At 38.5% G+C, this 24754-nt stretch carries 19 protein-coding genes; 18 read left to right on the forward strand and 1 reads right to left on the reverse strand.

Going from position 1 to position 24754, the window contains the following annotated elements; translation table 11 throughout:
* The 4 genes from AB6M99_RS03750 (at position 1) to AB6M99_RS03765 (ending at position 5453) form a co-directional block, all read left to right on the forward strand.
* Positions 1-1971, forward strand: coding sequence for an FtsX-like permease family protein (locus AB6M99_RS03750; protein ID WP_121834271.1), 1971 nt, complete (start codon positions 1-3; stop codon positions 1969-1971).
* 111 nt (positions 1972-2082) lie between these two features.
* Positions 2083-2745, forward strand: a complete 663-nt coding sequence (locus tag AB6M99_RS03755; RefSeq protein WP_121834272.1) for a response regulator transcription factor — start codon at positions 2083-2085, stop codon at positions 2743-2745.
* The gene (locus AB6M99_RS03760; protein WP_121834273.1) at positions 2742-3683 is read left to right on the forward strand and encodes a HAMP domain-containing sensor histidine kinase; all 942 of its coding nucleotides are present in this window, start codon (positions 2742-2744) and stop codon (positions 3681-3683) included. The genes AB6M99_RS03755 and AB6M99_RS03760 overlap by 4 nt, the downstream gene beginning before the upstream one ends.
* A 216-nt stretch (positions 3684-3899) precedes the next feature.
* Positions 3900-5453 (forward strand): MFS transporter, encoded by a 1554-nt coding sequence (locus AB6M99_RS03765; protein WP_121834274.1) that lies wholly within the window; start codon positions 3900-3902, stop codon positions 5451-5453.
* A 45-nt stretch (positions 5454-5498) separates the two neighbouring features.
* Here the strand turns inward: AB6M99_RS03765 and AB6M99_RS03770 are convergent, their stop codons facing one another.
* On the reverse strand, positions 5499-6647 hold the full coding sequence (locus tag AB6M99_RS03770; protein ID WP_369351108.1) for a helix-turn-helix transcriptional regulator: 1149 nt from the start codon (positions 6645-6647) through the stop codon (positions 5499-5501).
* Between the two features lie 184 nt (positions 6648-6831).
* Between AB6M99_RS03770 and AB6M99_RS03775 the strand changes: the two genes are divergently transcribed.
* From AB6M99_RS03775 to AB6M99_RS03840, 14 genes are all read left to right on the forward strand, one after another.
* Positions 6832-8214, forward strand: coding sequence for an MFS transporter (locus AB6M99_RS03775; protein ID WP_121834276.1), 1383 nt, complete (start codon positions 6832-6834; stop codon positions 8212-8214).
* Complete coding sequence (locus tag AB6M99_RS03780; RefSeq protein WP_121834277.1) at positions 8214-9494, forward strand: carboxylesterase family protein; 1281 nt, start codon at positions 8214-8216, stop codon at positions 9492-9494. The genes AB6M99_RS03775 and AB6M99_RS03780 overlap by 1 nt, the downstream gene beginning before the upstream one ends.
* A 45-nt stretch (positions 9495-9539) precedes the next feature.
* Positions 9540-11756 (forward strand): glycoside hydrolase family 2 protein, encoded by a 2217-nt coding sequence (locus AB6M99_RS03785; protein WP_183121623.1) that lies wholly within the window; start codon positions 9540-9542, stop codon positions 11754-11756.
* A 146-nt stretch (positions 11757-11902) separates the two neighbouring features.
* Positions 11903-12934 carry a sugar kinase gene (locus tag AB6M99_RS03790; protein ID WP_121834279.1) on the forward strand — a complete coding sequence of 344 codons (1032 nt, stop codon included), beginning with the start codon at positions 11903-11905 and terminating at the stop codon, positions 12932-12934.
* Positions 12935-12943: 9 nt separating this feature from the next.
* A complete protein-coding gene (gene uidA / locus AB6M99_RS03795) occupies positions 12944-14746 on the forward strand; it encodes a beta-glucuronidase (RefSeq protein WP_121834280.1) in 1803 nt (600 codons plus the stop codon).
* Positions 14747-14784: 38 nt separating this feature from the next.
* Positions 14785-15495 (forward strand): FadR/GntR family transcriptional regulator, encoded by a 711-nt coding sequence (locus AB6M99_RS03800; RefSeq protein ID WP_121834281.1) that lies wholly within the window; start codon positions 14785-14787, stop codon positions 15493-15495.
* A 109-nt stretch (positions 15496-15604) separates the two neighbouring features.
* Positions 15605-16225 carry a bifunctional 4-hydroxy-2-oxoglutarate aldolase/2-dehydro-3-deoxy-phosphogluconate aldolase gene (locus AB6M99_RS03805; protein ID WP_121834282.1) on the forward strand — a complete coding sequence of 207 codons (621 nt, stop codon included), beginning with the start codon at positions 15605-15607 and terminating at the stop codon, positions 16223-16225.
* Positions 16226-16229: 4 nt separating this feature from the next.
* On the forward strand, positions 16230-17627 hold the full coding sequence (uxaC, locus tag AB6M99_RS03810) for a glucuronate isomerase (protein ID WP_121834283.1): 1398 nt from the start codon (positions 16230-16232) through the stop codon (positions 17625-17627).
* Positions 17628-17674: 47 nt separating this feature from the next.
* A complete protein-coding gene (locus tag AB6M99_RS03815; protein WP_121834284.1) occupies positions 17675-18769 on the forward strand; it encodes a mannonate dehydratase in 1095 nt (364 codons plus the stop codon).
* 16 nt (positions 18770-18785) lie between these two features.
* A complete protein-coding gene (locus tag AB6M99_RS03820; protein WP_121834285.1) occupies positions 18786-19625 on the forward strand; it encodes an SDR family oxidoreductase in 840 nt (279 codons plus the stop codon).
* Positions 19626-19730: 105 nt separating this feature from the next.
* Positions 19731-21257, forward strand: coding sequence for a beta-glucuronidase (locus tag AB6M99_RS03825; RefSeq protein ID WP_121834286.1), 1527 nt, complete (start codon positions 19731-19733; stop codon positions 21255-21257).
* Positions 21258-21376: 119 nt separating this feature from the next.
* Positions 21377-22180: an HAD family hydrolase gene (locus tag AB6M99_RS03830; RefSeq protein WP_121834287.1), complete on the forward strand. Its 804-nt coding sequence runs from the start codon at positions 21377-21379 to the stop codon at positions 22178-22180.
* A 9-nt stretch (positions 22181-22189) separates the two neighbouring features.
* Positions 22190-23977 carry a glycoside hydrolase family 3 protein gene (locus tag AB6M99_RS03835; RefSeq protein ID WP_369351258.1) on the forward strand — a complete coding sequence of 596 codons (1788 nt, stop codon included), beginning with the start codon at positions 22190-22192 and terminating at the stop codon, positions 23975-23977.
* Between the two features lie 204 nt (positions 23978-24181).
* The gene (locus tag AB6M99_RS03840) at positions 24182-24724 is read left to right on the forward strand and encodes a DUF805 domain-containing protein (RefSeq protein ID WP_121834289.1); all 543 of its coding nucleotides are present in this window, start codon (positions 24182-24184) and stop codon (positions 24722-24724) included.
* The last annotated feature ends 30 nt before the right edge of the window (positions 24725-24754 follow it).

A 24754-nucleotide genomic window follows, 5' to 3' on the forward strand; every position in this document is an offset into this window, starting at 1 on the left:
ATGTTTTATTTAAAACTGGCTTGGAATAACATCAAGTCATCGAAAAAGGCCTATGCTCCGTTTCTCTTGGCAAGTTTTGTCCTTTATAGTCTGACGTGTTCCATTTTGCTTATCATGACTAGTCCGATGAGAGAAAGAATGGATACGGCTGCTATTATCTTACCTCTAGGTGTGGTGGTGCTAACCATTTTGTCTATTGCGATGGAGATTTACAGCTATAATATTCTCCTTAAACAGCGAAGTAAAGAATTTGGACTTTATAATATTTTAGGGATGAATAAGCGTCAGGTGGGCTGGGTATCAACTCTCGAATTAGGGATTATTTTCCTCATTCTAGTGATTTTAGGGTCAATTTTCTCTGGGATTTTTGCCAATTTTCTTTATCTGATTTTTGTTAATATCATCAATTATGATAAGTTGATTTTGACCTTGTCGCCATTGGCGTTTGTCCTAAATGCGTTGCTTTTTGCGGGAATCTTCTTTATTCTTATGCTAGTTGGTTTGCGTCGTATTGGTAAAACCTCTCCGCTCAGCTTGTTCAAAAGTAGTGAGCAGGGTGAAAAAGAACCGCGTGGTAATATGCTTCTAGCTTTTCTCAGCGTTCTCTTTATTGGTGCAGGCTACGGGATTTCGATTTATTCTAAGGATTTGTCAGCTCTCTTGGTTATTCTCTACTTCTTTGTAGCGGTGGTGCTAGTCATTTTAGGGACTTATCTTTTCTATATTAGCTTTATGGCTTGGTATTTGAAGAAAAAGCGGAGCAATAAAGGCTATTTCTATCAACCGAAGCACTTTATCACGACTAGTCAGATGATTTTCCGCATGAAGGCTAACGCTGCAGGACTTGCAAGTATCACCCTCTTGTCAGTTATGGCCTTTGTTTCAATTGGGACAACAGCTGCGCTTTATGCCAATACGCAAACACAAACCAACAAAATATTTCCTAATTCAGCCAAGATTTCATTGACTGTAGATGGCTTTTCAGATGAAGGTCAGGCATTACTGGATAAATATGTTTTGAGTAAATTGGATTCTAAGAAAAAAGTGGTTGGTTACACATCCTCCCTCATTAGTTTTCCACTAGAAAATCGTGACCGTATCTCCTATGCAAACATAGAAGAAATGATGCAAAAAGGCGCTGAAACAGGATTTGTTTTTGTCGTTACCCAAGATGATTTTAAAAAATTAGGTAATGATGTTCCTAACTTGTCTGCTAATCAAGTTGCCTTCTTTAAACAACAAGGAAACAGTCATTACAAGACCATGAACTTGTTAGGTAATCAATTTGATGTCGTTAAAAATTATAAAACAGCTCTTATCCCAGAAGTTTATTATATCTATAATGGAGCAGTGATGGTCGTTGCCAATGAAGAAGTAGCTTCAAGGTTAAAAACCTCCTTTAAGGAGATTATGGATTCTGCGGTGACTTTTCCACCAAATACCTACACGGCTCATCTCGATTTAACGAAAGAAGAGGCTGAGAAACTAAACTTGGCTAGTGGTGTTGGTATTGTTGATGATGCTGGAAATGGTATTGGTGATATTCAATTTAGACAGGATGCTCTTGATGAAGGTTACACCTTGTTTGGTGGTATGCTCTTTACAGGTGTGGTTCTAGGTCTATCATTCCTACTTGGTGCAGCTTTGATTATTTACTATAAACAATATTCAGAAGGTCAGGAAGATAAGAAATCTTATAAGATTCTCCAAGAAGTTGGAATGTCAAAAGAGGATGTTAAGAAAACCATTTCTTCTCAAACTATTTTAGTTTTCTTTATGCCATTGGGAATTGCGGCGCTGCATTATGTAGTGGCTATTCCGATGTTAAAACAAATGCTTCTTTTCTTTGGGGTTGCTAGCAGTAATTTAGTTTACCTAGTGGCTGGGGTTACCATGCTCATCATTGGTATCCTCTATTATGGTATTTACAAAATCACTAGCAGAACTTATTATAAATTAGTTGAAAGATAATCATAAGAAGCACCTGTTCTAAAATTAGCAGGTGCTTTCTTGATTTATCATCTAAAAACGACTACAATATTTTCAGATAGTTATGTTAGTGTTCTTAAAAGGGCTTGAAAAATGAAAAAAGATAAAATTTTTATTGTTGAAGATGATGAGACTATTGTGTCGTTACTGAAAGGGCATTTGGGACAACAGTATGAGGTGTTTAGTGTGTCAAATTTTCGTGCGGTTAAGCAGGAGATTGAAGAGGTTAAGCCAGACCTGATTTTGGTGGATATTACACTTCCTTATTTTAATGGCTTTTACTGGACAACGGAGATTAGAAAGACATCAACTGTCCCTATTATTTTTATATCATCGAGTAATGATGAGATGAATATGGTTATGGCTCTAGACATGGGGGGTGATGATTATATCGCTAAGCCCTTCTCGATTAGTCTTTTGGATGCTAAAATTGGGGCTTTTTTACGGCGTTCGCATCAATTTACCAGTGAAGAATTGACGTTCAATGGTTTTACGCTCAGCCGTGACGGTGTCCTCTCTAGTTCGACTGAACAAATCCAGCTGTCGCCCACGGAAAACAAAATCCTAGCTTTGCTATTTTCCTATAAAGAAGAAGTGGTGAGTAAGGAGACGATTTTGGAGAAGCTGTGGGAGAGTGATGAGTTTATTGACCAGAATACGCTAAATGTCAATATGACACGCCTGCGGAAGAAAGTGGCTGGGCTTGGGTTTGACCATATTCATACGGTAAGAGGGGTTGGGTATTTACTCAAATGATGAAACATTATTTTAGGCAGTATGGGCTTTGGTATGTCTTGATTTTACTGCTATTAGCTGGTTTTTTAGGTTCTTTTATCTTGTATCACTTTCCCATCGCCTACTTTGGAATGGCTATTCTCTTTAACTTAGCGGTTTTTCTTCCTCTTAGTTTGTGGCATTTTTTTCGCTTTCATCACCAGATGAGGCTTTTAAGAGATTTTAGGGATTTGGAAGAAATAGCAGAGCTTTCAAGTCCGCTTGACGATGCCTATCAGAAGGCCTTATATGCGCGTGATGAGAAAGCGAGGCAAGAGGTTTTCAAGGTTAATAGTCAATCTTTGCGTCAACAAGATTTAATCAAAATGTGGGCCCATCAGATGAAGGTTCCCTTGTCAGCTATTTCTCTGATGGCTCAGACAAAACAATTGAATCCAGATGATGTTAATCAGCAAGTTTTGCGCCTAGAACGCTATTTAGAAACACTTTTGACCTATCTTAAATTTAGTGATAAGCAAGATGATTTTCGCTTTGAACACGTTTCCGTTAGTGCGTTGGTCAAAGAGTTAATCAAAAAATATCGCATTCTCTTTTTGCATAAACAGTTATCCGTTGATCTGACAGGTGAGTGGTTTTTAAAAACAGATAAAAAGTGGCTGACGTTTGCCCTGTCACAAATCTTAGACAATGCTATTAAATATAGTACCGCAGGTGGAAAAATAACGATTACTTTAACAGAAAATAGTGTCACAATAGCAGACCAGGGAATCGGTATCTTACCAGAAGATTTGCCCCGCCTTTTTGACGAAGGTTTCACAGGCTATAACGGGCATGAACACCAAAAAGCTTCAGGATTGGGACTCTACATGACCAAGCAAGTACTAGAACAGTTGAACCTGGATATAGAGGTCTCCAGCCAGATTGACGTAGGGACAACGGTGAAAGTGTTTAAGAAGTAGTTTCAAGAGGCAGTCGCAAGGCTGCTTTTTTGATTTGTAGTGTTAAATGAAGGGAGTTGTCTGATTAATTTGATGTTCATCAGACTAATTTTAGAAAAAATAGCTTAAAATGGAAAAAAACGTTGACAAGTCATCTGATGTATTGTAGAATGAGAATGTAAATAAAACGCTTACACAAGAAGTGTTCAGATACTAATTTTTATGGAGGTTTCCAAAATGGAAAAATCATTGGAAAAACGTACAGAAGACGTAACGTATAATCGTGCAAAATTATGGCAAATTATTTTATTTGCTATGAATAATTCCTCAACTAACATTTATTTAGTTGCTTTTACATTTGTGACTTATTTGTCAACAGGTGTCCTTGGTCTGGCTGCGATATTTGTTAGTCAATTAATGGGCTATATTCGTATTTTTGATGGTTTTATTGATCCAACAATTGGTGTTATCATTGATAAAACAGAAACAGCTTTTGGGAAATATCGCCCAATTCTTGTTTTAGGTAATATTATCACAGCCAGCTCGCTTTTTATGATGTTGGGATTAGGTGGTGTTAGTGAGAGTGTACGTTTACCGCTTTTTGTTCTCGTGATGATTATCCATAAAATTGGTTATTCACTCCAACAAACAATTACAAAAGCTGGTCAGGTAGCACTTACTAATGATCCAAAACAACGTCCAATTTTTAATATCGTTGATGGTATTGCAACAACTGTTCTTATGACAGGAAGTCAAGTGGTCGTATCAGGAACACTGGTTCCTAAACATGGCGGTTTCACACCAGGATTTTTCCAAGAACTTTTCATTGGTGTTGTTGTAATTTCTGCTGTGCTTGGTGTTTTAGCTATTATTGGTATTTGGGAAAAAGACAATAAACAGTATTTTGGTCTTGGTGAAAAAACACAGGAAACGAAATTACGTGATTATTGGAAAGTTATTAAAGGAAACAAACCACTTCAAGTTCTGTCTATTTCAGCAGCTTTTGTAAAATTTGTAGCACAATTATTTGGTGACTCAGTTGTTGGTGTCATGCTCTATGGTATTGTTTTTGGAGATTATGCACTTTCTGGAAAAATGTCAATGCTACTAATCCTACCTGGTATTCTTGTGACAGTAGGAGCTGCTCAGTTGGCTCGTCGTAAAGGCTTACGTTTTGCATATGTTACAGCTCTTCAGCTCGGTATTGTTGGCTTGGTAGCTTTGGCGGTTCTTCTTTTCTCAGCTAAACCAGGAATGCTTGATTTAGCAGGATGGAATTTGTACACGATTGCTTTCTTTGTCGTTTACATTATCGCTCGCTACGCCTCAACTGCCCCTTCTGGTTTAGTTTTAACAATGGGTGCTGATATTACAGACTATGAAACATCTGTATCAGGTCGCTATCTTTCTGGTATGATTGGAACAATCTTCTCATTGACTGACTCAATTGCTTCTTCATTTGCTCCTATGGTAGTTGGTTTTGTCCTTGCAGGTATTGGCTTTGGAAAAGAATTTCCAACGGTTGAAACGGCATTTTCTAATGATTTGAAAATGGCATTGATTACACTTATGACGTTAATTCCAGCAGGAGTTTTATGTCTTTCATTATTCTTGATGAAATTCTACAAACTTGATCGTGAAGAAATGGCGCGTATTCAAGAGAAAATCCATGTCATGAAAGCAGCAAAAGATGATGAACGTGTTCAAGCAATTGCGAAAAATGTTCCGCTAACAGATATGGACTACGTTGATGTGACACAATATAAAGTTGATCAATACGACGAAAAATAAGATAGACAAAAAAACATGGCGAATTGTCCATGTTTTTTGTGTCTGTTAGGGAAGATGATGATTGATTTTACGATATTGACTTGGTGTCATTTGCTTAAGTTCTTTAAAGACTTTTGAGAAATAATCGCTGGATTGGAAGCCACAGCGTTCAGAAATTTCTAATATTGACAAGTTTTTATTGGAGAGTAATTCACAAGCTTTTTTGATGCGGTATTTCTGGAGATAATCAGACAATGACATGTTGACTTCTTTGTGAAAGAGGCTGCTGAGATAATTTTTCGAAATGTGGCAATGCTCTGCTAATTGATTAAGCTTTATATTGTTTTGATAATGTTGGTCAATATAGAGTAAGGCATTTTGAATGATTGGTGAATAGTTAGAAGTATTGCGATAGCTTTTAACCAAATCACAGTAGAAAAAGATAATGGTGTGATCAAAGTTAATGAGGTCATCATTTGATGAAGCTTTCCAAATGGTTTTTGCAATCTGAGAAGATAATTTATCAATGTAAAAAGGTGGAATCTGTTGACTTTCTACGGCCTTTCGACATAAGGTATTAAAGGTACTAAAGCGTAATTTTGTGACTTCTAATAGATTCTCGGAACGTGATTTGAATGACAGACTATTTTGGAGTGTTTTGAGATAAATAGCTTGATCCGCATCGGCATGAGCAACTGCTGCAAGGATATCATTTTCAAGAGCGTAATAGCCTTCAATTGTATCGCTATAGTGATTCAAATCTTTTTGAGACTGAGATTTATCTAAATATTGTTTAGGTAAGATGGAGAGTTTAATTTTGCGATCACTGAGTGTACTAAAAAGAGTTAATAGGACATAATCAAGATGCTCTAAGTCAGGGAAAATAGTGAGTTGCTTAAAAAACTCTCCTTTCTTTTGATTTGTAGCTGGTATTTTTTTCGTTCTTATAGGTCCAATGGTGATATAGGAATCATCTGAAAGAAAGTAGAAAAGATAGTAGGTTAAGCCGAAATAATCTGTAATACGGGCAAGTTGAGTAGGAGTTATAAAACGCTGTAACACAACAATAAATCGGTCATATCCTTTAGAATCATAGAATGTTTTCCTAAATCCAAAATCTATCTCTTCGATAGTTGAAAAATGGTGTGAAAAGTGATGATAAGGAAGATTTAATAAATCAAGTGTTTTTTTGAATAATACAATATTTTTTTCCATAGAATTACCTCGATAGAGGTATTTTACCATAATATATTCCGATTTCTCCGAAAAAAAGTAACAATAATGATAGGATGTTAAGAAAAGGCAAATTATGATGTATACGGTGTGTGGTGTCTGTTGTTAAAAGAGAATATACTATAAATGTAAACGGATACATAAAAATTTTAAGGAGAATACTCAGATGAAAAAATTTGGTATTAAAGATCAAATTGGCTATATCTTTGGGGATTTAGCTGGTAGTATGGTAACAACTTATGTTAGTATGTTCTTTCTAACATTTTGTACCTATGTATTGGGGATCAGTCCACAGTATATGGCTGGCCTGTTTCTTTTTGCAAAGGTTTGGGATGCTGTCAACGATCCATTGATCGGTTCTATTCCAGATAAATTTATGATTGGGAAGTCAGGTGATCGCTTTAAACCGTATATTAAACTAGCTATGGTACCATTAGCACTCTCAGTATTGATTTGCTTTGCGGATGTGTCTGGTTGGCCAATGACCAGCAAGCAAATTTGGGTAGCCTTTGCTTATCTTTTCTATGATTTGTCTTATACAGGCACTTCAATGCCTTATGGTGCGATGGCTTCAGTTATCACTGATAAACCAGAGGAACGTATGAAGTTGTCACGTGCACGTAGTTTGGGCGGTATCGCAGTCGGCGTCCTTTTCATGCCAATCATCAACATGATGGTTTGGAATGCAGACCATACCCCAAATGTTAAAAACTATTTCCTAGTTGCAGCTGGTGCGGCTGTTGGTTCCCTTATTTTCTACAGTATTATGCTAGCAACTAGTACAGAACGTATTAAAACACCAAGTTCACAAAAAGCAAAACTCGCTAAAGATTATAGTTTTAAAGAAGTAATGCGTGATGCGCTTCGTAATCGTCCTTTATTTGGTATTATGTTAACAACAATTGGTGGTTTGATTGGTTCTTCAGCAGCTGGTACCCTTTCAATGTATCTTTACAGAGAATATTATCACAACCCACGTATCATGTCTGTCAGTTCATTGGTGAGTTTGCCAATTACAATGCTTTGTTTTTTTGCGGTTCCAAAATTAGCTAAGAAATTTGGTAAAAAGAATATTGTTCTTGTTGGTTTGGGTTACAATATGATTTTCTCACTTTGTCTGTACCTTTTCCCAATTAAAGATGCTATGACCTATCTGATTTTGTCAAATATTGCTTCTGCAGGTTCTCTTGTTTTTATGATTTTAACATGGGCATTTGTAACAGATGTTATTGACTACCAAGAGTTTAAAACAGGTCGTCGTGCAGACGGAACACTTTATTCGATCTATACGTTTAGTCGTAAAATTGGTAGTTCATTATCAAGTACATTGATGACTTTCTTGCTAGGTGTTATTGGTTTTGTATCTGGTATACCTGAACAAGCTCCAGGCGTTGGTGATGGTATTCGTACATTGGTAACATTGGCACCGGTTCTTGCTTGTGTGATTCAGTTTATTGGTATGGGACTAATCTACAATTTGACTCGTGAGAAAACAGAGGTTATTCATGACGAGTTAGCATCTCGTAAAGCGAGTAAAGAGGTAGTTTAATGGAAATAAAAACAAATTGTGGTGACTTACTAGGTATTTCTGAAGATGGTGTTCGCTGCTTTCTAGGAATTCCTTATGCTAAAGCAAAACGTTTTGAATTACCAGAAGAAATGATTCATTGGGAAGGTGAATATAACGCTACAGATTTTGGTACAGCCTGTGTTCAACGACGAACGTTTGTACCGGAGGCAGAGGATTCTTTCTACTATAATGAATTTCGAAAAGGATTATCATTTAACTATAGTGAAGATTGTCAGTTTCTCAATATTTGGACGCCTCAAAATGCTGATAATTGCCCAGTAATATTGTATATCCATGGCGGCGCTTTTCAATCTGGTGCTGGTAATGAGTTACCGTTTGATGGTACACATTTTGCTCAAAAAGGGATTATATTTGCCACCTGCAATTATCGTTTAGGACCATTAGGTTTTGCAAGTATTGATGATGAAGATGGCAAAAGAGCTAACTTTGGTTTGTATGATCAATTGACGGCGCTCAAATGGTTGTCTCATAATATTGAAGTGTTTGGCGGTAATCCTAAAAACATTACGTTGATGGGGCAATCTGCAGGTGCTATGAGTATTCAGCAGTTGGTTTGCTCGCCTCTAGCTAAGCCCTATATTTCTAAAGCAATCATGACAAGTGGAGGAGGGCTAGGAAGAGAGTTTGCCAAAGCTCAACCAATCGAAAAGGTAGTTCCTTTTTGGGAATCTGTGCGTGACGCTTTTTCACAAGAGGGAAAAGATTGGTGCATAGTACCTTGTCAGGAACTGTTTGATATGGTAAATGAATTGTTGCCGAAAGATAAAACCGCTATTGATTTTTTATCACCTTGCATTGATAGGGAACTGGTTCCATATAGCTCAGACGAATTGATGACAACCTTTGCTGAGACTGATATTCCTTACCTTCTTGGGACAACAAAGGATGATATGTTATCGGATACGTTACTTGAACTGGCTTCTTCCTGGAGAAAACGTCGTAATCAGATGGTTTCTAACTCAGCATATCAATTTTATCTCGCTAGAAACCTACCAGGTGATGAGGCAGGGACTTGGCATTCGAGTGATTTGTGGTATACTATTGGCAATTTGGAAAAATGCTGGCGCCCATTTACAGAGTGGGATTATCACATTTCAAATGTGTTACAAAAATATATTATCCAATTTGTGACAACGGGTAATCCTAATTCTCCAGAGCTTCCTAAGTGGGGCAGTGATGATGAGAAAATACTAATCATTGATGATTATACGATAGCTTATACTACGTTAGAAAGGTAAATTAAAGAACCTGTAATGAATTGCAGGTTCTTAATTAGGTGGGACATGAGAAAGATAACATTATTAAATGATAACTGGCAGTTTGATAGACTATCAAAAAAAGAATACGACAATCAAAGTCAGCCTGTGACTACTCAAAGTGTTACCATCCCTCACACGTGGTATGAAGAGGGGGTTGGTGACAATACGGGATATGGTTATTACAGAACGGTATTACAGAAAGATGATTTGGCATCTGGGTATCATTTCATCCGCTTCCAAGCAGTTAGTCTTATCGCGACTGTCTTATTTAATGGTCAAAAAATAGGTTATCATGAAGGTGGGTATTCTGCTTTTACAGTGGCTTTACCGACAGATAACTTGCAAGAGGAAAATGTTCTTGAGGTTTTTGTGTCTAATATTGTGAGTGATGAGATTTCACCAGCAGCGGGAGATTTTACCGTATTTGGTGGTATTCATCGCCGTGTCGAATGGCTACAATTTGATACAGACGATTATTTTGATGTGACTTATTTTGGAACCGATGGTGTTATTGTCAAAACCTCTCTAGAGGATTCTTTGGAACAAGGTCATCTTGTGATAACTCCTAAAGTGATAAAAAATGCCCCAGAGGGGAGTTATTTTAAAGCTGTGTTACAAGATGTAGACGGTAATATAGTTGATAGTTGGGTTTTTAATGAAGAACTTGATGTGATAATCAATCATCCTATATTATGGAATGGTCTTGAAAATCCGTATCTGTATACCGTTACTGTAACTTATGAAACCCCAGAAGCAATTTTGGATAGTGTCACAAAGTCAGTCGGTTTTAGACAGATTCAGCTATCTTCGTCATCTGGCTTTTATCTGAATGGTCAAAAAGTGAGATTAAATGGGGTTGCTCGTCATAACGATAGTGCGGTTGTGTATTCAGCAATAACAGATGATGAGATTACTCGTGACTTTGAAATGATTAAAGAAATTGGCGCAAATGCAATCCGCTTATCGCACTACCAACATCCTACAGAAGTGTATCAAAAGTCAGATGAAGAGGGCTATCTTGTTTGGGCTGAGATTCCTTTATTGAAAGTACATTTGACTGATGTAGCCAAAGCTAACGCCAAGCAGCAGATGGCTGAGTTATTGCTACAAAATGCTAATCATCCAAGTATTTGTTTTTGGGGTGTGCAAAATGAAGTTGCCATCTATACTGAGGATGACGTAGCGACTCCTTTTGTCGAAGAGGTAAAAGCCTATGCTGAGAGCTTGGACCAAACGCGTGTCTTTACTGTGGCTAATCTTTTTAGTGTTAAACCAGAAAGTCCCTTAAATCAAACTACAAAAATGGTTGGTTATAACATTTATTTTGGCTGGTATTATGGCAAAATGCAAGATTACGGCACTTTTTTGGACGATTGTCACGAGAAGTTGCCAGCAGTTGCTTTAGGAGTTTCAGAATATGGTGTGGATGCAAATAAAGCCTTTCATAGCTTAGATCCAAAGGTGCGAGACTACACAGAAGAATTTCAGGCGCTTTATCACGAGACGGTTTACCCACAAATTGAAGCGCGTGACTATCTTTGGGGAAGTTTCATCTGGAATATGTTTGATTTCTCAAGTAGTCATAGAGATGAAGGTGGTATTAAGTACCGTAATTTGAAAGGTCTAGTGACTTATGATCGTCAGAAAAAGAAAGATGCATTTTATTACTACAAGGCCAAATGGGCTAAGCAGCCATTTGTACATCTAGCAGGAAAAGATTTTTCAAAACGTACAGGAGATGTTCTGGTACTAAAAGCATACTCAAATCAGAAGCAAATTATTTTTGAAGTCATGGGACAACATTATTCTGTCGCTTCCAAGACTGGAGTCTTTACAATTGAAGTTCCATTTACTGAACAAGAACTTACAGTGAGGGTAACGGCTGGTACAGTATCTGACTGGTCAGTATTTACAAAAGTGACAGAATTACCTGAAGAATACACGTATAAAGATGCTCATCCAGGTGTTAACGTTCAAAATTGGTTTGAAACAGATGAGGAGAAGGAGAAGCTTTTCCCAGAAGATGTTTATTCCATTATGGACTCTACAGCAGTCTTATTATCCAATGCAGAAACGCTGTCAGTATTAGAAAAATTAATGCCTAAACATATTGCTAGTATGATTGAACGAGGTGGAAATATGCCTTTGCACCGTGTCATCTTTTATATGAGAGAAGCTTATTCAGAAGAAGATGTTCAGAAAATTAATGAAGGTCTGAAAAAGATAAAAAAAATAACTTAGTTTCATTCTAACAGAATAACTACACCTTTCGACGCTAAACGTTTGAAGGTGTTTTTAGTAGGATATATGAGTAACCGCTTGACAAATCATCAGATGAATTGTAGAATAATATTTGTAAAACGTTTTCAAAAAAAGGGAGTTGGCGTATGAAAATTAAAGCTTTTGGGGAAATCATGCTTCGTTTATCCCCTCCGCAACATCAGACGATGACGCAGGCAACGACTTTTGATTGTCAATTTGGTGGGTCGGAATTAAATGTATTGTCAACACTTGGGCAGTTAGGGCACCAAGTATCAATGATATCAGCGATTCCGGATAATGACATTGGTCATATGGCAGAATCTTTTCTTTTCGCTCATCAGATTGGACAAGAACATCTGGTCAAATCTGGCGAGAGATTGGGGATATATTACTATCAGAAAGGTTTCTCACTGCGTTCTAGTCGTGTTCTTTACGATAGAAAATACTCTTCATTTTATGAATCAACATTATCAGATTATGATCTAGATGCTATCTGTGATGATATGGAGTGGCTCCATGTCAGTGGGATAACGGTTGCTCTTAATCCTGAAATCTATAAGATTTCATTAGCTTTAATGGAGCGTGCAAAGGCAAAGGGGATTCCAATTTCTTTTGATTTAAACTATCGCGAAAGCCTTTGGGAATCTTTTGAACAGGCTAGGGTTGAGTTGTCTAAGCTGGTTTCCTTAGCAGATGTCTGTATTGGACTTGAGCCGATTTCACTATTGACTGACAAAGGGACAGACTTAAAGGATGAGATAGGGTTCACAAGGCCTTATCGTGATCGAGAAGCTCTGCTATTAGTCCTAAAAGAAATGGCGAAGCGCTATGAGTTGAAAACAATCGCCTTTACTGAGCGTGAAATTGGTGCAACGAATGAGTATGTGTTAAAAGCCTATCTTTACGATGGCGAGATGGAAACGTTGTATGAAACAGATCGTGAATCCATTCAAGTTCTGGATCGTGTTGGGACGGGAGACGCTTATACCGCAGGCATTATCTACGGCTTGATTGAAAAGGTACCAATGCAGGATGTTTTGGATATTGCGATGGCAAGCTTTAAGTTTAAACACACCATTGAAGGTGATATTAATATTGTAACCAAGAAGGATATTGAGCAACTGATGAAAAAAGGGGCTCAGGATATTAAACGTTAGGAGAAATATATGCTATACCCACAATTAACAAAAACACGCAGCCTTTATGATTTGAACGGCGTTTGGAATTTTAAATTAGGTGACCATAATCCTCAAGAAAAGCTCAGTTCTGAAACTGTTATGGTTGTTCCGACTTCGTTTAATGATGTTTCAGTTGATAAGGACATTCGTAACTATATCGGAGACTTTTGGTATGAGCGTGAAGTTGAGATTCCAAAAGTTAGTCGTGACGAAGAATTAGTGATACGCTTTGGTTCTGTAACTCACCGTGCCAAAGTGTATGTCAATGGAGAATTTCTTGGAGAGCATGAAGGTGGTTTTACCCCGTTTGAAATCATTGTTCCAGAAAGTTATTATCAAGAGCAAACGCTAAAAATCTCAGTATGTGCCAATAATGAGCTCAATTATACCACTTTGCCTGTTGGAAATTATTTTGAAGAAGTGCAAGAAGATGGTTCAGTCAAAAAAGTTGTGAAAGAGAATTTTGACTTCTTCAATTATGCTGGGATTCATCGACCAGTGAAATTAGTGGTACGTCCTAAGACACATATCTCAGACATCGTGATCGTGCCAACCTTGTCAGATGATTTGCGCACAGCTGATGTAGCTGTAACTGTGGCAACATCCGAAGCAGTTGATGAGGTTCGTGTGACGATTTTGGATGAAGAGAGAAAGATTGTTGCGACTGCTGAAAATGGCAGAGCGGTGATTCCAAATGCCCGCCTTTGGGAAGTTCTAGATGCTTATCTTTATACGGCGCAGGTAGAAGTTTATAAAGGTGGCGAGCTTGTTGATACTTATTCAGAGCCGTTTGGGGTTAGAAGTATCCGTGTCGCTGAGGGACAATTTTTGGTCAACGAAAAACCAGTTTATTTCAAAGGCTTTGGTAAACATGAAGATACCTTTATCAATGGACGTGGGTTGAACGAAGCAGCTAACCTTATGGACTTGAACCTTCTCAAAGAAATGGGAGCGAATTCATTCCGTACCTCTCATTATCCATACTCTGAAGAAATGATGCGTTTGGCAGACCGAATGGGTGTCTTAGTGATTGATGAAGTGCCCGCAGTTGGACTGTTCCAAAACTTCAGCGCTGCTTTGGATATTTTAGGAGATGGCGAAAAACCAAAAAATACTTGGGAAGTGATGCAGACGAAAGCAGCTCACGAACGAGTGATTGATGAATTGGTGGCACGTGATAAAAACCATGCTTGTGTTGTCATGTGGGTTGTGGCAAATGAACCTGCAAGCCATGAAGATGGTGCGCGTGACTATTTCAAACCATTAATTGAACGCTATCGTGACAATGACCCTCAAAAACGCCCTGTTACCTTGGTTAATATCATGAATGCTACACCTGATAAAGACCAAGTGCTAGATTTGGTTGATGTGGTATGCTTAAACCGTTATTATGGTTGGTATGTGGCTCATGGCGATTTGAAAAAAGCAGAGCTAGGACTTCAAAAAGAATTAGAAACGTGGCAAAATCTTTATCCAGACAAACCGATTCTCATCACAGAATACGGTGCTGATACCTTACCTGGATTGCACAGTATGTGGGATATTCCTTACACAGAGGAATATCAACGAGACTACTACGAAATGAATCATAAGGTCTTTGATACAATTCCTAATCTTATTGGTGAGCAAGTATGGAATTTTGCAGATTTTGAGACTAATGTGATGTTGATTCGTGTTAAAGGAAATCACAAGGGGCTCTTTTCACGCAATCGTGAACCTAAGATGATTGTCCATGACATTAAGAAACGCTGGACTAGCATTCCACATTACCATGATAAAAAGAAAAAATGATATACTAATATTAAGAAATTAATAGAGGAGTAAAGGCCATGGCGAAACCACGTGTGGAACAAGCAGCAGAACGACTTTGGAAATATATTGTTGACAATGAATTGGAAGTTGGGACAAAGCTTCCAAATGAATACGAGCTAGCAACAGTTTTAGAGGTGGGGCGTTCAACCGTTCGTGAAGCAGTTAGGGCGCTTGCGGGGCGCAATATCTTAGAAGTCCGCCAAGGTTCTGGGACATATATTAGTAGCAAAAAAGGGATTGCTGAAGATCCGCTAGGATTTTCATTAGTCAAAGACCGTGTCAAATTAACGACAGATTTATTTGAATTACGCTATTTATTAGAGCCTAGAATTGCAGAGCGAGCAGCACAATTTGCCACTGATGAAGATATTGAAAACCTCGAAAAAGTGGTTATCGCTATTGAAGAAGCTGTTGAAAAAGGTGACCCTGTTCATTTGGAATTGGATGTTAAATTCCACACCATGTTAGCTGAAATGAGTGGTAATATTGCGATGACGAGTTTATCACCTGTCATCAATGAGTCCATTCATTTAATCAATGAAGATTACACAAGTCGTCAGATGAAGGACTCTAGTTTAAAAGCACATCGTAATATTCTTCACGCTATTAAAACGAGACATCCTATCGCTGCCTATGATAGTATGCTGGGACATATCCTAGAAGTGAGACAAACAGTTTTAGCTGAGTGGTTTAATAAGGATATTCCATTGCATGGCATGCGTCGATAATAAATAGAAATCAGGGAGAAAAATTCCCTGATTTTTTGCTTTATCGTTGACAAATCATCTGACGAATTATATAATATAACCATGATAACGATTACAAATGGAGGTTATTATGTTAGAAACGTTGAAACAAAATTACTTTTTTGCAGTGGTTCGCGGAAAGACAGAAGAAGATGCTAAAGAAATTTCTCGCTATGCTATAAAAGGTGGTATTCGAAATATTGAGATTACCTTCTCAACACCAAATGCTGCCAAAGTCATTCGTGAATTATCAGATGAATTTTCAGATAGGGATGATGTTGTTGTGGGGGCTGGTACTGTTATGACGACAGAGTTGGCGCAAGAAGCGATAGCAGCAGGGGCGAAATTTTTAGTCAGTCCTCATTTTTCACCAGCGATTCAAGAAGTTGCAAAGAAAGCTGATAACCTTTATTTCCCTGGTTGTGCGACAGTAACTGAAATTGTTTCAGCGATGGAAGCTGGATGTCAGATTATCAAACTATTCCCTGGTGGGGTACTTGGTCCTGGTTTTATCAAGGATGTTCATGGTCCAATTCCACAAGTGGATTTGATGCCTTCTGGCGGTGTATCTATTGACAATATTGCTGCTTGGAAAAAAGCTGGCGCTTGTGCCGTTGGTATCGGATCTGCTCTTGCAAGCAAAGTCGCTACTGATGGTTATGAAAGTGTCACTGAAATAGCAAAAGCATTTATTGAAGCAGCAGGAGAATAATCGTATGACTTTTAATGATAAGAATTTTATGCTCAAAAATGAGCCAGCACAAAAAATTTATGAACAAATTAAGGATCAACCAATTTTTGACTACCACTGTCACCTTGATCCAAAAGAGATTTTTGAGGACAAGGTTTATGATAACATCGTTGACCTTTGGTTGGGGGGAGATCATTATAAATGGCGCTTGATGCGTGCTAATGGTGTTTCTGAAGAGGAAATTACTGGTTCTGCATCAAAGCTGGATAAATTCAAAGCCTTTGCTCGTACACTTGAAAAAGCCTATGGGAATCCTGTTTATCACTGGTCAGCAATGGAGTTGAAAAATGTTTTTGGCGTTGAGGAGACTTTGACAGAAAGCAATGCTGAAAGACTTTATCATCAGTTGAATGATTACTTGGTGGAACATCACATTAGCCCACGTAAGCTTATCGCTGATAGCAAAGTTACATTTATCGGTACGACAGATCATCCCTTAGATGATTTGGAGTGGCACCAAAAACTGGCAGCAGATAGCAGTTTTGATACTGTGGTTGCTCCTACTTTCCGACCTGATGAAGCATTTATTGAACACCGCAATTTCGTCAATTTTGTTAATCGTCTCAGTGATAAGACAGCTCTTGAAATCACGGATTTTAGCTCCTTTGTCAAAGCACTTGAAAAACGGATTGCTTATTTTGCAGAACATGGTTGTAAGGCGAGTGATATTAGTTTTACAGAAATTGTTTTTGAGCCAGCGACGAAAGCTGAATTGGATCAACTTTTTGGAAAAGTTAAAGCGGGTGATACGCCTAATCTTTTGGAAATCAAACAATGGCAGACAGCTGTGTTTGCAGAATTATGCCGTCTTTATAAGCAATATGGCTTTGTGACTCAGGTTCATTTTGGGGCGCTACGCAATAACCACTCAGGTATTTTCAATAAGCTTGGAGCAGACGTCGGTGTTGATTCGCTTGGTGATCAGACAGCACTTGCTATCAGCATGAACCGTCTTTTGGATGACTTGGTACAAAAGGATTCGTTACCAAGAATGATTTGGTATAACCTGAATCCAGCCTATAATATTGCGGTTGCCAACACCCTTCAAAATTTTCAAGCTAATGAGGATGGTGTACCTGGCTACCTACAGTTTGGTGCTGGTTGGTGGTTTGCTGATACCAAACTTGGCATGATTAGTCAGATGAATGCATTAGCTGAGCAAGGTATGCTTGCTAATTTTGTAGGTATGTTGACGGATTCGCGTAGCTTCTTATCTTATCAACGTCATGATTATTTCAGACGCATTTTATCTAATTATCTAGGTGAATGGATTGTTGATGGGGAGGTACCAGAAGACTATGAGGCGCTTGGTCAAGTAGCTAAAGATATTTCATACCACAATGCAGTAGCTTATTTTGCATAGTGTTCATGATAGAACATCAATGAGAAAAAAGAATTGGAGATTAAAAAATGAAAATGTCATTTCGTTGGTACGGAAAAAAAGACCCCGTTACCTTAGAGGAAATCAAAGCCATTCCTGGCATGCAAGGAATTGTAACAGCTGTTTATGATGTGCCAGTTGGTCAAGCTTGGCCATTGGAAAATATTCTCGAACTTAAAAAGATGGTAGAAGATGCCGGTCTTGAAATTACAGTCATCGAATCTATCCCTGTTCATGAGGATATAAAACAAGGTAAACCTAACCGTGACGAATTAATCGAAAACTACAAGACCTCCATTAAAAATGTTGGAGCAGCTGGGATTCCAGTAGTTTGTTATAACTTTATGCCAGTCTTTGACTGGACACGTTCTGACCTAAATCATCCCCTACCAGATGGATCGACGTCACTTGCTTTCTTAAAATCTGATTTAGAAGGTGTTGATCCTGTTGCAGATGATTTAAATTTACCAGGTTGGGATTCTTCTTATTCAAAAGAAGAAATGAAAGCTATCATTGAAAACTACCGTGAAAATATTTCTGAGGAAGATCTTTGGTCAAATTTGGAATATTTCATCAAAGCGATTATGCCAACTGCAGAAGCAGCAGGTGTTAAAATGGCGATTCACCCAGATGATCCGCCGTACGGTATCTTTGGATTGCCACGCATTATCACTGGTCAAGAGGCGGTTGAACGCTTCCTTGATATCTATGATTCTGAAAATAACGGAATTACCATGTGTGTTGGTTCTTATGCTTCTGATCCTAAAAATGATGTGATTGCAATGACAGAATACGCATTGAAGCGTAATCGTATTAACTTTATGCACACACGAAATGTGACTGCAGGAGACTGGGGCTTCCAAGAAACAGCGCATTTATCTGAAGCAGGTGACATTGACATGAATGCCATTGTGAAGTTACTTGTGGATTATGATTGGCAAGGTAGTTTGAGACCTGACCATGGTCGTCGTATCTGGGGAGACCAAACGAAGACACCAGGTTATGGTTTATTTGACCGTGCCTTAGGAGCGACCTATTTCAATGGTCTTTATGAAGCAAATATGCGTGCGGCTGGAAAGACACCAGATTTTGGTACCCGTGTCAAAACTGTTGGTGATAAGTAATAAGAAAGGGAATGTTATGTCTAAAGTGATTGAATTTAAAGATAAGGTCGTTGTTGTAACAGGAGCTGGTGGTGTGCTTTGTGGCTTCTTTGCTAAAGAATTTGCCAAAGCTGGCGCTAAAGTTGCTCTGCTTGACCTTAACCAAGAAGCGGCCCAAAAATTTGCAGATGAGATTACTGCTGAAGGAGGTATAGCTAAAGCTTATAAAGCTAACGTCCTTGAGAAAGACAACTTGGAAGAAGTGCGTAAAGCTGTGCTTGCAGACCTTGGTCCAACAGATATTCTGATTAACGGTGCCGGCGGAAACAATCCAAAAGCAACAACGGATAATGAATTTCATGCTACAGACTTGCCAGAAGGAACAAAAACATTTTTTGATTTAGATAAGTCTGGAATTGAATTTGTTTTCAATCTCAATTACCTTGGAACGCTTTTACCAACACAAGTATTTGCACAAGATATGGTTGGACGCCCTGGCGCAAACATCATCAATATTTCAAGTATGAATGCTTACACACCATTGACAAAAATTCCAGCTTACTCAGGAGCAAAAGCTGCAATTTCTAACTTTACCCAATGGTTAGCGGTTCACTTCTCGCAAGTTGGTATTCGTTGCAATGCCATTGCACCAGGTTTCTTAGTAAGTAATCAAAATCGCGCTCTGCTATTTAATGAAGATGGCACACCATCAGCCCGTGCGGAGAAAATTTTGCGCAATACACCAATGGGACGTTTCGGAGAAGCAGAAGAATTGGTTGGAGGAATCTTCTTCTTGGCTGATGAAAATCTTGCTAGTTTTGTGAATGGGGTTGTTCTACCAATTGATGGAGGCTTCTCCGCTTATTCAGGAGTGTAATATTTTAGGATAACTTATCCGCTGTTAGAGTGGGAAATAACAATGAACATATTCAGTTGTTTTTCTCGCTCTTTTTTTACAATACAAAATGAAAGGGGTTCCATCATGGGAACAATTACGCTTAAGTCAAACAGTCTAAAAAAACTCCGAGATATCAACCCACGCTTAGTCTCTTATAATGTTGAGTTTGCAGAGGTAACAGGTGGAACCTTTTGGAAAGCTTATTCTGACAAACAGATTACTGGCGAAGAAGAATTTTACGTAGAGCCATCAGAAGATGGCATTGCAGCCATGTACAAGGATTTAATGCAAGTTTATCAGCCTATCAATTTATACGATGAAAAACTTCGTTATCTCTCTAAAGAGCTAGGACAGGCTTGGGTTCGTGTTTCTGGTACTTGGTCTACTAAAACCTATTATGATTTTGAAGGGCAGTATCAGGGAGAAGTTCCGAAAGGCTATCTCAATGTTCTAACTAAGGATCAGTGGATTGGCGTTCTTGATTTTGTGAAATCCATCAACGGCAAACTTATGATTTCAATGGCAAATTGTCCAGGATTACATGCAGCCGAAGAACCTTGGCATCCTGCAGAGGCTGAGAAAATCTTTTCACTCAGTCAATCTTATGGTGTACCTATTGAGGCTGTTGAATTTGCTAATGAGCCTAACATGTTAGAAGATACAGGTTTTCCAGAAGGCTACACTGCACAGCATTATCGTCGTGACCAAGATATTTTCTTTAGTTGGTTGGAGGTTAATTACCCAGATTGTTTAAAGGTCGGTCCAAGCACTACTGGTGGAGACAATGTTGTTTTTGGTAAAAAAGATGAGCAAGGGGCAGGTGGTATTGAGCAAGTTGCACGCCAAATAGTTAATTGCTCTGATTTGATGGAAGGCACTCAAGTACCACTCGATATCTTTTCATACCATTATTACAATGGTGTTTCTGAACGTTTGGCTTCAGTTATACCTAGTGGGCATTGGTCACCTGAGGAGGCACTCACTGAAGATTATCTTGAAGTTGCTTCTGATTTTTGTAGGACCTACCTTCCTTTAAGAGATAGATATGTCCCTAATGCAGAAATGTGGGTCACTGAATCTGGAGATGCTGGTGGTGGTGGCAATACTTGGGCTTCGACTTTCTTAGATGTTTTCCGTACTCTTAATGAATTAGGGACTTTTTCTACTCTTACAAATGGTGTTATTTTCCATAACACTTTGGCATCATCTGATTATGGCTACCTTGCACGTGAGGTGTTTGATCCTCGTCCAAACTATTTTGCTGTTCTTCTTTGGAACCGATTGATGGGGACAGAAGTTTTTGATAGTGGTTTTGAGATTCAAGAAGGGGCACATATTTTTGCACATTCGAGAAAAGATGGTAGACAAGGTAAAGCTTACCTTATTATCAATAATTCAGAAGTCAATGATACGGTTATTAAGCTGGACAAAGAAGCGGAGCTTTATTTACTAGAAGGTGAGAACAAGGACAAACGTGCAAGGCGAATGACTTTAAATGGTAAGGTTTTAGAATTAACATCAGAAAATCAATTACCAGAAATTGTAGCTAATAAAGTGGAAGCTGGAGAAATTGTTATCCCCAAAACCTCTTGTGCATTTATCATACTTTAAATATCGGGTTAAAGGTCATATGACTTTTAACCTTTTTTATCTAATGTTTTATATTGACAGCGTTTTCTTGTTTTGATATAATTAAATCATCGGATGATTTATAGTTCAGGAGGGATTTGATGTCAAGTAAATTAAAGACTGTTGTTTTTTGTGTAGATTCTGATGGTTGTGCAATGGATACCATGACTTATAAGCACCAGCTTTTTTTTGGTCCGATTGCAGCGGATGTTTTTGAGGTGAAAGACAGAGATGCCTTTTTAACAGAGTGGGATCGTGTTAACCTTTTTTCTAAAACGAGAGGTGTCAACCGTTTTGTTGGACTTGTTATGGGACTTGAATTTGCAGGTGTTGGAAATATTGAACACTTGAAACAATGGGTAGAGACGACGAGTTCGCTTTCAAATGCTAGCTTAGAAGCAGTACTTTCTCAAAATCCATCAGATGATTTGAAAAAAGCTTTAGAATGGTCTAATGAAGTCAATCGTCAAATCAAATCCTATGAGGGTGAAGTTTTGGCATTTGAAGGTACTCTTGCAGGCTTACAAAAATTACACGCATTAGGTCGTGTTTTTGTGGTTAGCTCAGCTAATAAGGAAGCAGTTGAAGAAGAGTGGGTTGAACAGGGCTTAATGCCTCATATTGATGATTTGTATTGTCAGGATCGTGGCAAGAAAGAGGATGTGATTGCTGAACTCATCAACCAAGGATATGATCCAAGTCGCATGATGATGATTGGGGATTCTCCGGGAGATTTGGCGGCCGCTGAACAAAATGGCGTTGCGTTTTATCCGATTCTTGTTGGAAAAGAAGCTGAGTCTTGGAAACTTTTAGCTGATGAAGTAGCAGATGCTTTTGCTGAAGGTAAATTGACATCTGTAGACCAAGAAATGTATCATTCTAATTTTTGGAGTAATTTAGCATAGGAGAATATCATGACACATTTAGTAGATTTAACAAAAAAACCTTATAACTTAGATGAAAAAGCTATTGCATGGGTGGAAGAAACCATTGCGAATATGACCTTGGATGAAAAAATTGGTCAGCTCTTTGTCAATATGGGGGGATTACGTACCGAAGAATATTTGACGGGTGTGCTTAATGACTGTAAGATTGGGGCAGTACGTTATGCACCTGGACCTGCAGCAGATATTTGGGACCAAAACTACATTTTACAGACCAAGTCAAAAATTCCATTGCTTATCGCAGCGAACACGGAGTCTGGTGGTAATGGTGCGGTAACAGATGGGACAAAAATTGGTGATGAAGTGAAAATTGCTGCCGCTAATGATTCGAAGTACGCTTACGAACTTGGTCGTATTGCAGGACTTGAAGCCTCAGCGGTTGGTTGCAATGCGTCGTTTGCACCAATTATGGACTTGAGTAGAAACTGGCGTAATCCTATTATTGCTAACCGTACTTGGGGGGCAGATGTTGAGCAAGTGTTGACACTTTCTAAAGAATACATGCGTGGTATCATGGAACATGGTATTATGCCGTTTGCCAAACATTTCCCAGGTGACGGTATTGATGAGCGTGATCATCACCTTTCTTATGCGGCAAATCCGATGACCAAAGCAGAGTGGATGGAAACCTTTGGACGTATTTATGGTGAAATGGCAGAAGCGGGACTTCCAGGAATCATGGCTGGGCATATTCACTTGCCTAATGTTGAAAAGGAAATGCACCCAGAACGTGACTTGGATGACACGCTTCCTGCCTCACTCAATAAAACGCTTCTTGATGAACTTTTGCGTGGTGAACTTGGTTACAATGGAGCAATCGTCACAGATGCCTCGCACATGGTTGGAATGACAGCTTCTTTACCACGTCGTGAACTATTACCTACAGCCATTGAAGCAGGCTGTGACCTCTTCTTATTCTTCAATGATCCTGATGAAGATTTGCAGTGGATGAAAGAAGGCTATGAAAATGGTTTGTTGACAGATGAACGCCTTCATGATGCTCTTCGTCGTACACTAGGTCTCAAGGCAAAATTGGGGCTTCATACCTTTGAAGGTCATCGTGAAGATATCATGCTTCCAAAGGAAGAAGCGTTGGCATTGATTGGTACTGATGAAGCTAAGACGATTGCTGCAGAGGTTTCTGATAAAGCGATTACGCTTGTTAAAGCAAAACAAGAAGGCATTTTCCCAGTGACCCCAGAACGCTACAAACGTATCTTGTTAGTGGAAGTGGACGGCTATAAAGGTGGCTTTGGAGCCCTAATTAACTCAGGTAAAAAACGGGCATCAGATACGCTTAAAGAGCTTCTTGAAGCGCGTGAACATGAGGTTTCTATCTGGGAAAATACTGAAGAACGCATCAAAAAATTGCCAGAAGAAGAACGTCCAGCAGCCATTCAAAATGTTTATGCATCTAAACGCCCTATTTCACAAATCACTGACAACTATGATTTGATTATCAACCTTGTGGATGTCAATTCTGGTGGAACAACACAACGTATCATTTGGCCAGCTGCTAAAGGAACGCCAGATCAGCCATTCTATGTTCACGAAGTCCCAACCATTGTTGTTTCAGTGCAACATCCATTTGCCCTTGCAGATATGCCACAAGTTGGCACTTACATCAATGCTTACGATGGCATGCCAAGTACAATGGAAGCCTTGGTTAAGAAATTATCAGGGGAATCAGACTTTATAGGAGTATCGCCAGTTGATGCTTATTGTGGCTTGATTGACACACACATTTGGAGAAAATAGACTTCTAACAAGCTCTCATATTGATGGGGGCTTTTTAAAAACTTTTTACGATTTTACCAGTGAAGATTTTAAATATTAGCTATTTTAAACATGATTAGGAGAATAATGTTTTTATATGTTGGTATGTCATTTTATTCAATAGTAGGAGCATAATTTTTATAAATATGTTACAATAATGATTATTACTTGTAAAAGGAGAATACGATGTTTCAAGCTTATAAAAAGTATTGGTTAAATTATGCGAATTTTGAAGGAAAATCAAGCCGTGCAGATTTTTGGTGGGTTGTTTTGTGCAACACCTTGATTAGCTTACCGTTTTATTTAATTGGTTTCTTTTTATTCTTTTTTAATATGCTTAGTGTTATTGCTTCAGATCCTGTAACCTACGAATACATGTCTGATGAAGAGGCTGCGGCTTTTGTGTTAGAGATGTTCGGTTCAACCTTGCCAATCGTGGTTGTTTTTGTGATTTGGGGTCTGGCTATTTTGATTCCTAACTTGGCGCTAGAAGTTCGTCGCTATCGTGATGCTGGACTGAGTTGGGCTTTTATCTTTCTTAACTTAGGTGCTTTCGCTTTTGTTGTACCATTTTTTGGATGGTTGATTTCATTAGGATGTCAGATTGCCCGTTTGGTTCTTTTAGTTCAACCTAGTAAGGCGGATTTTGGAAATTCCTCACCAAAAGAAGATGCTTTTCAAACTGAAAACAGCAAAGATGCTTCGCTTTCAAACGTTTTTGAAGACTAAGAAGACTAATAAGGATTGTAACTCACTCTT

The organism is Streptococcus hillyeri (assembly GCF_041081565.1).
Lineage (GTDB): Bacteria > Bacillota > Bacilli > Lactobacillales > Streptococcaceae > Streptococcus > Streptococcus hillyeri.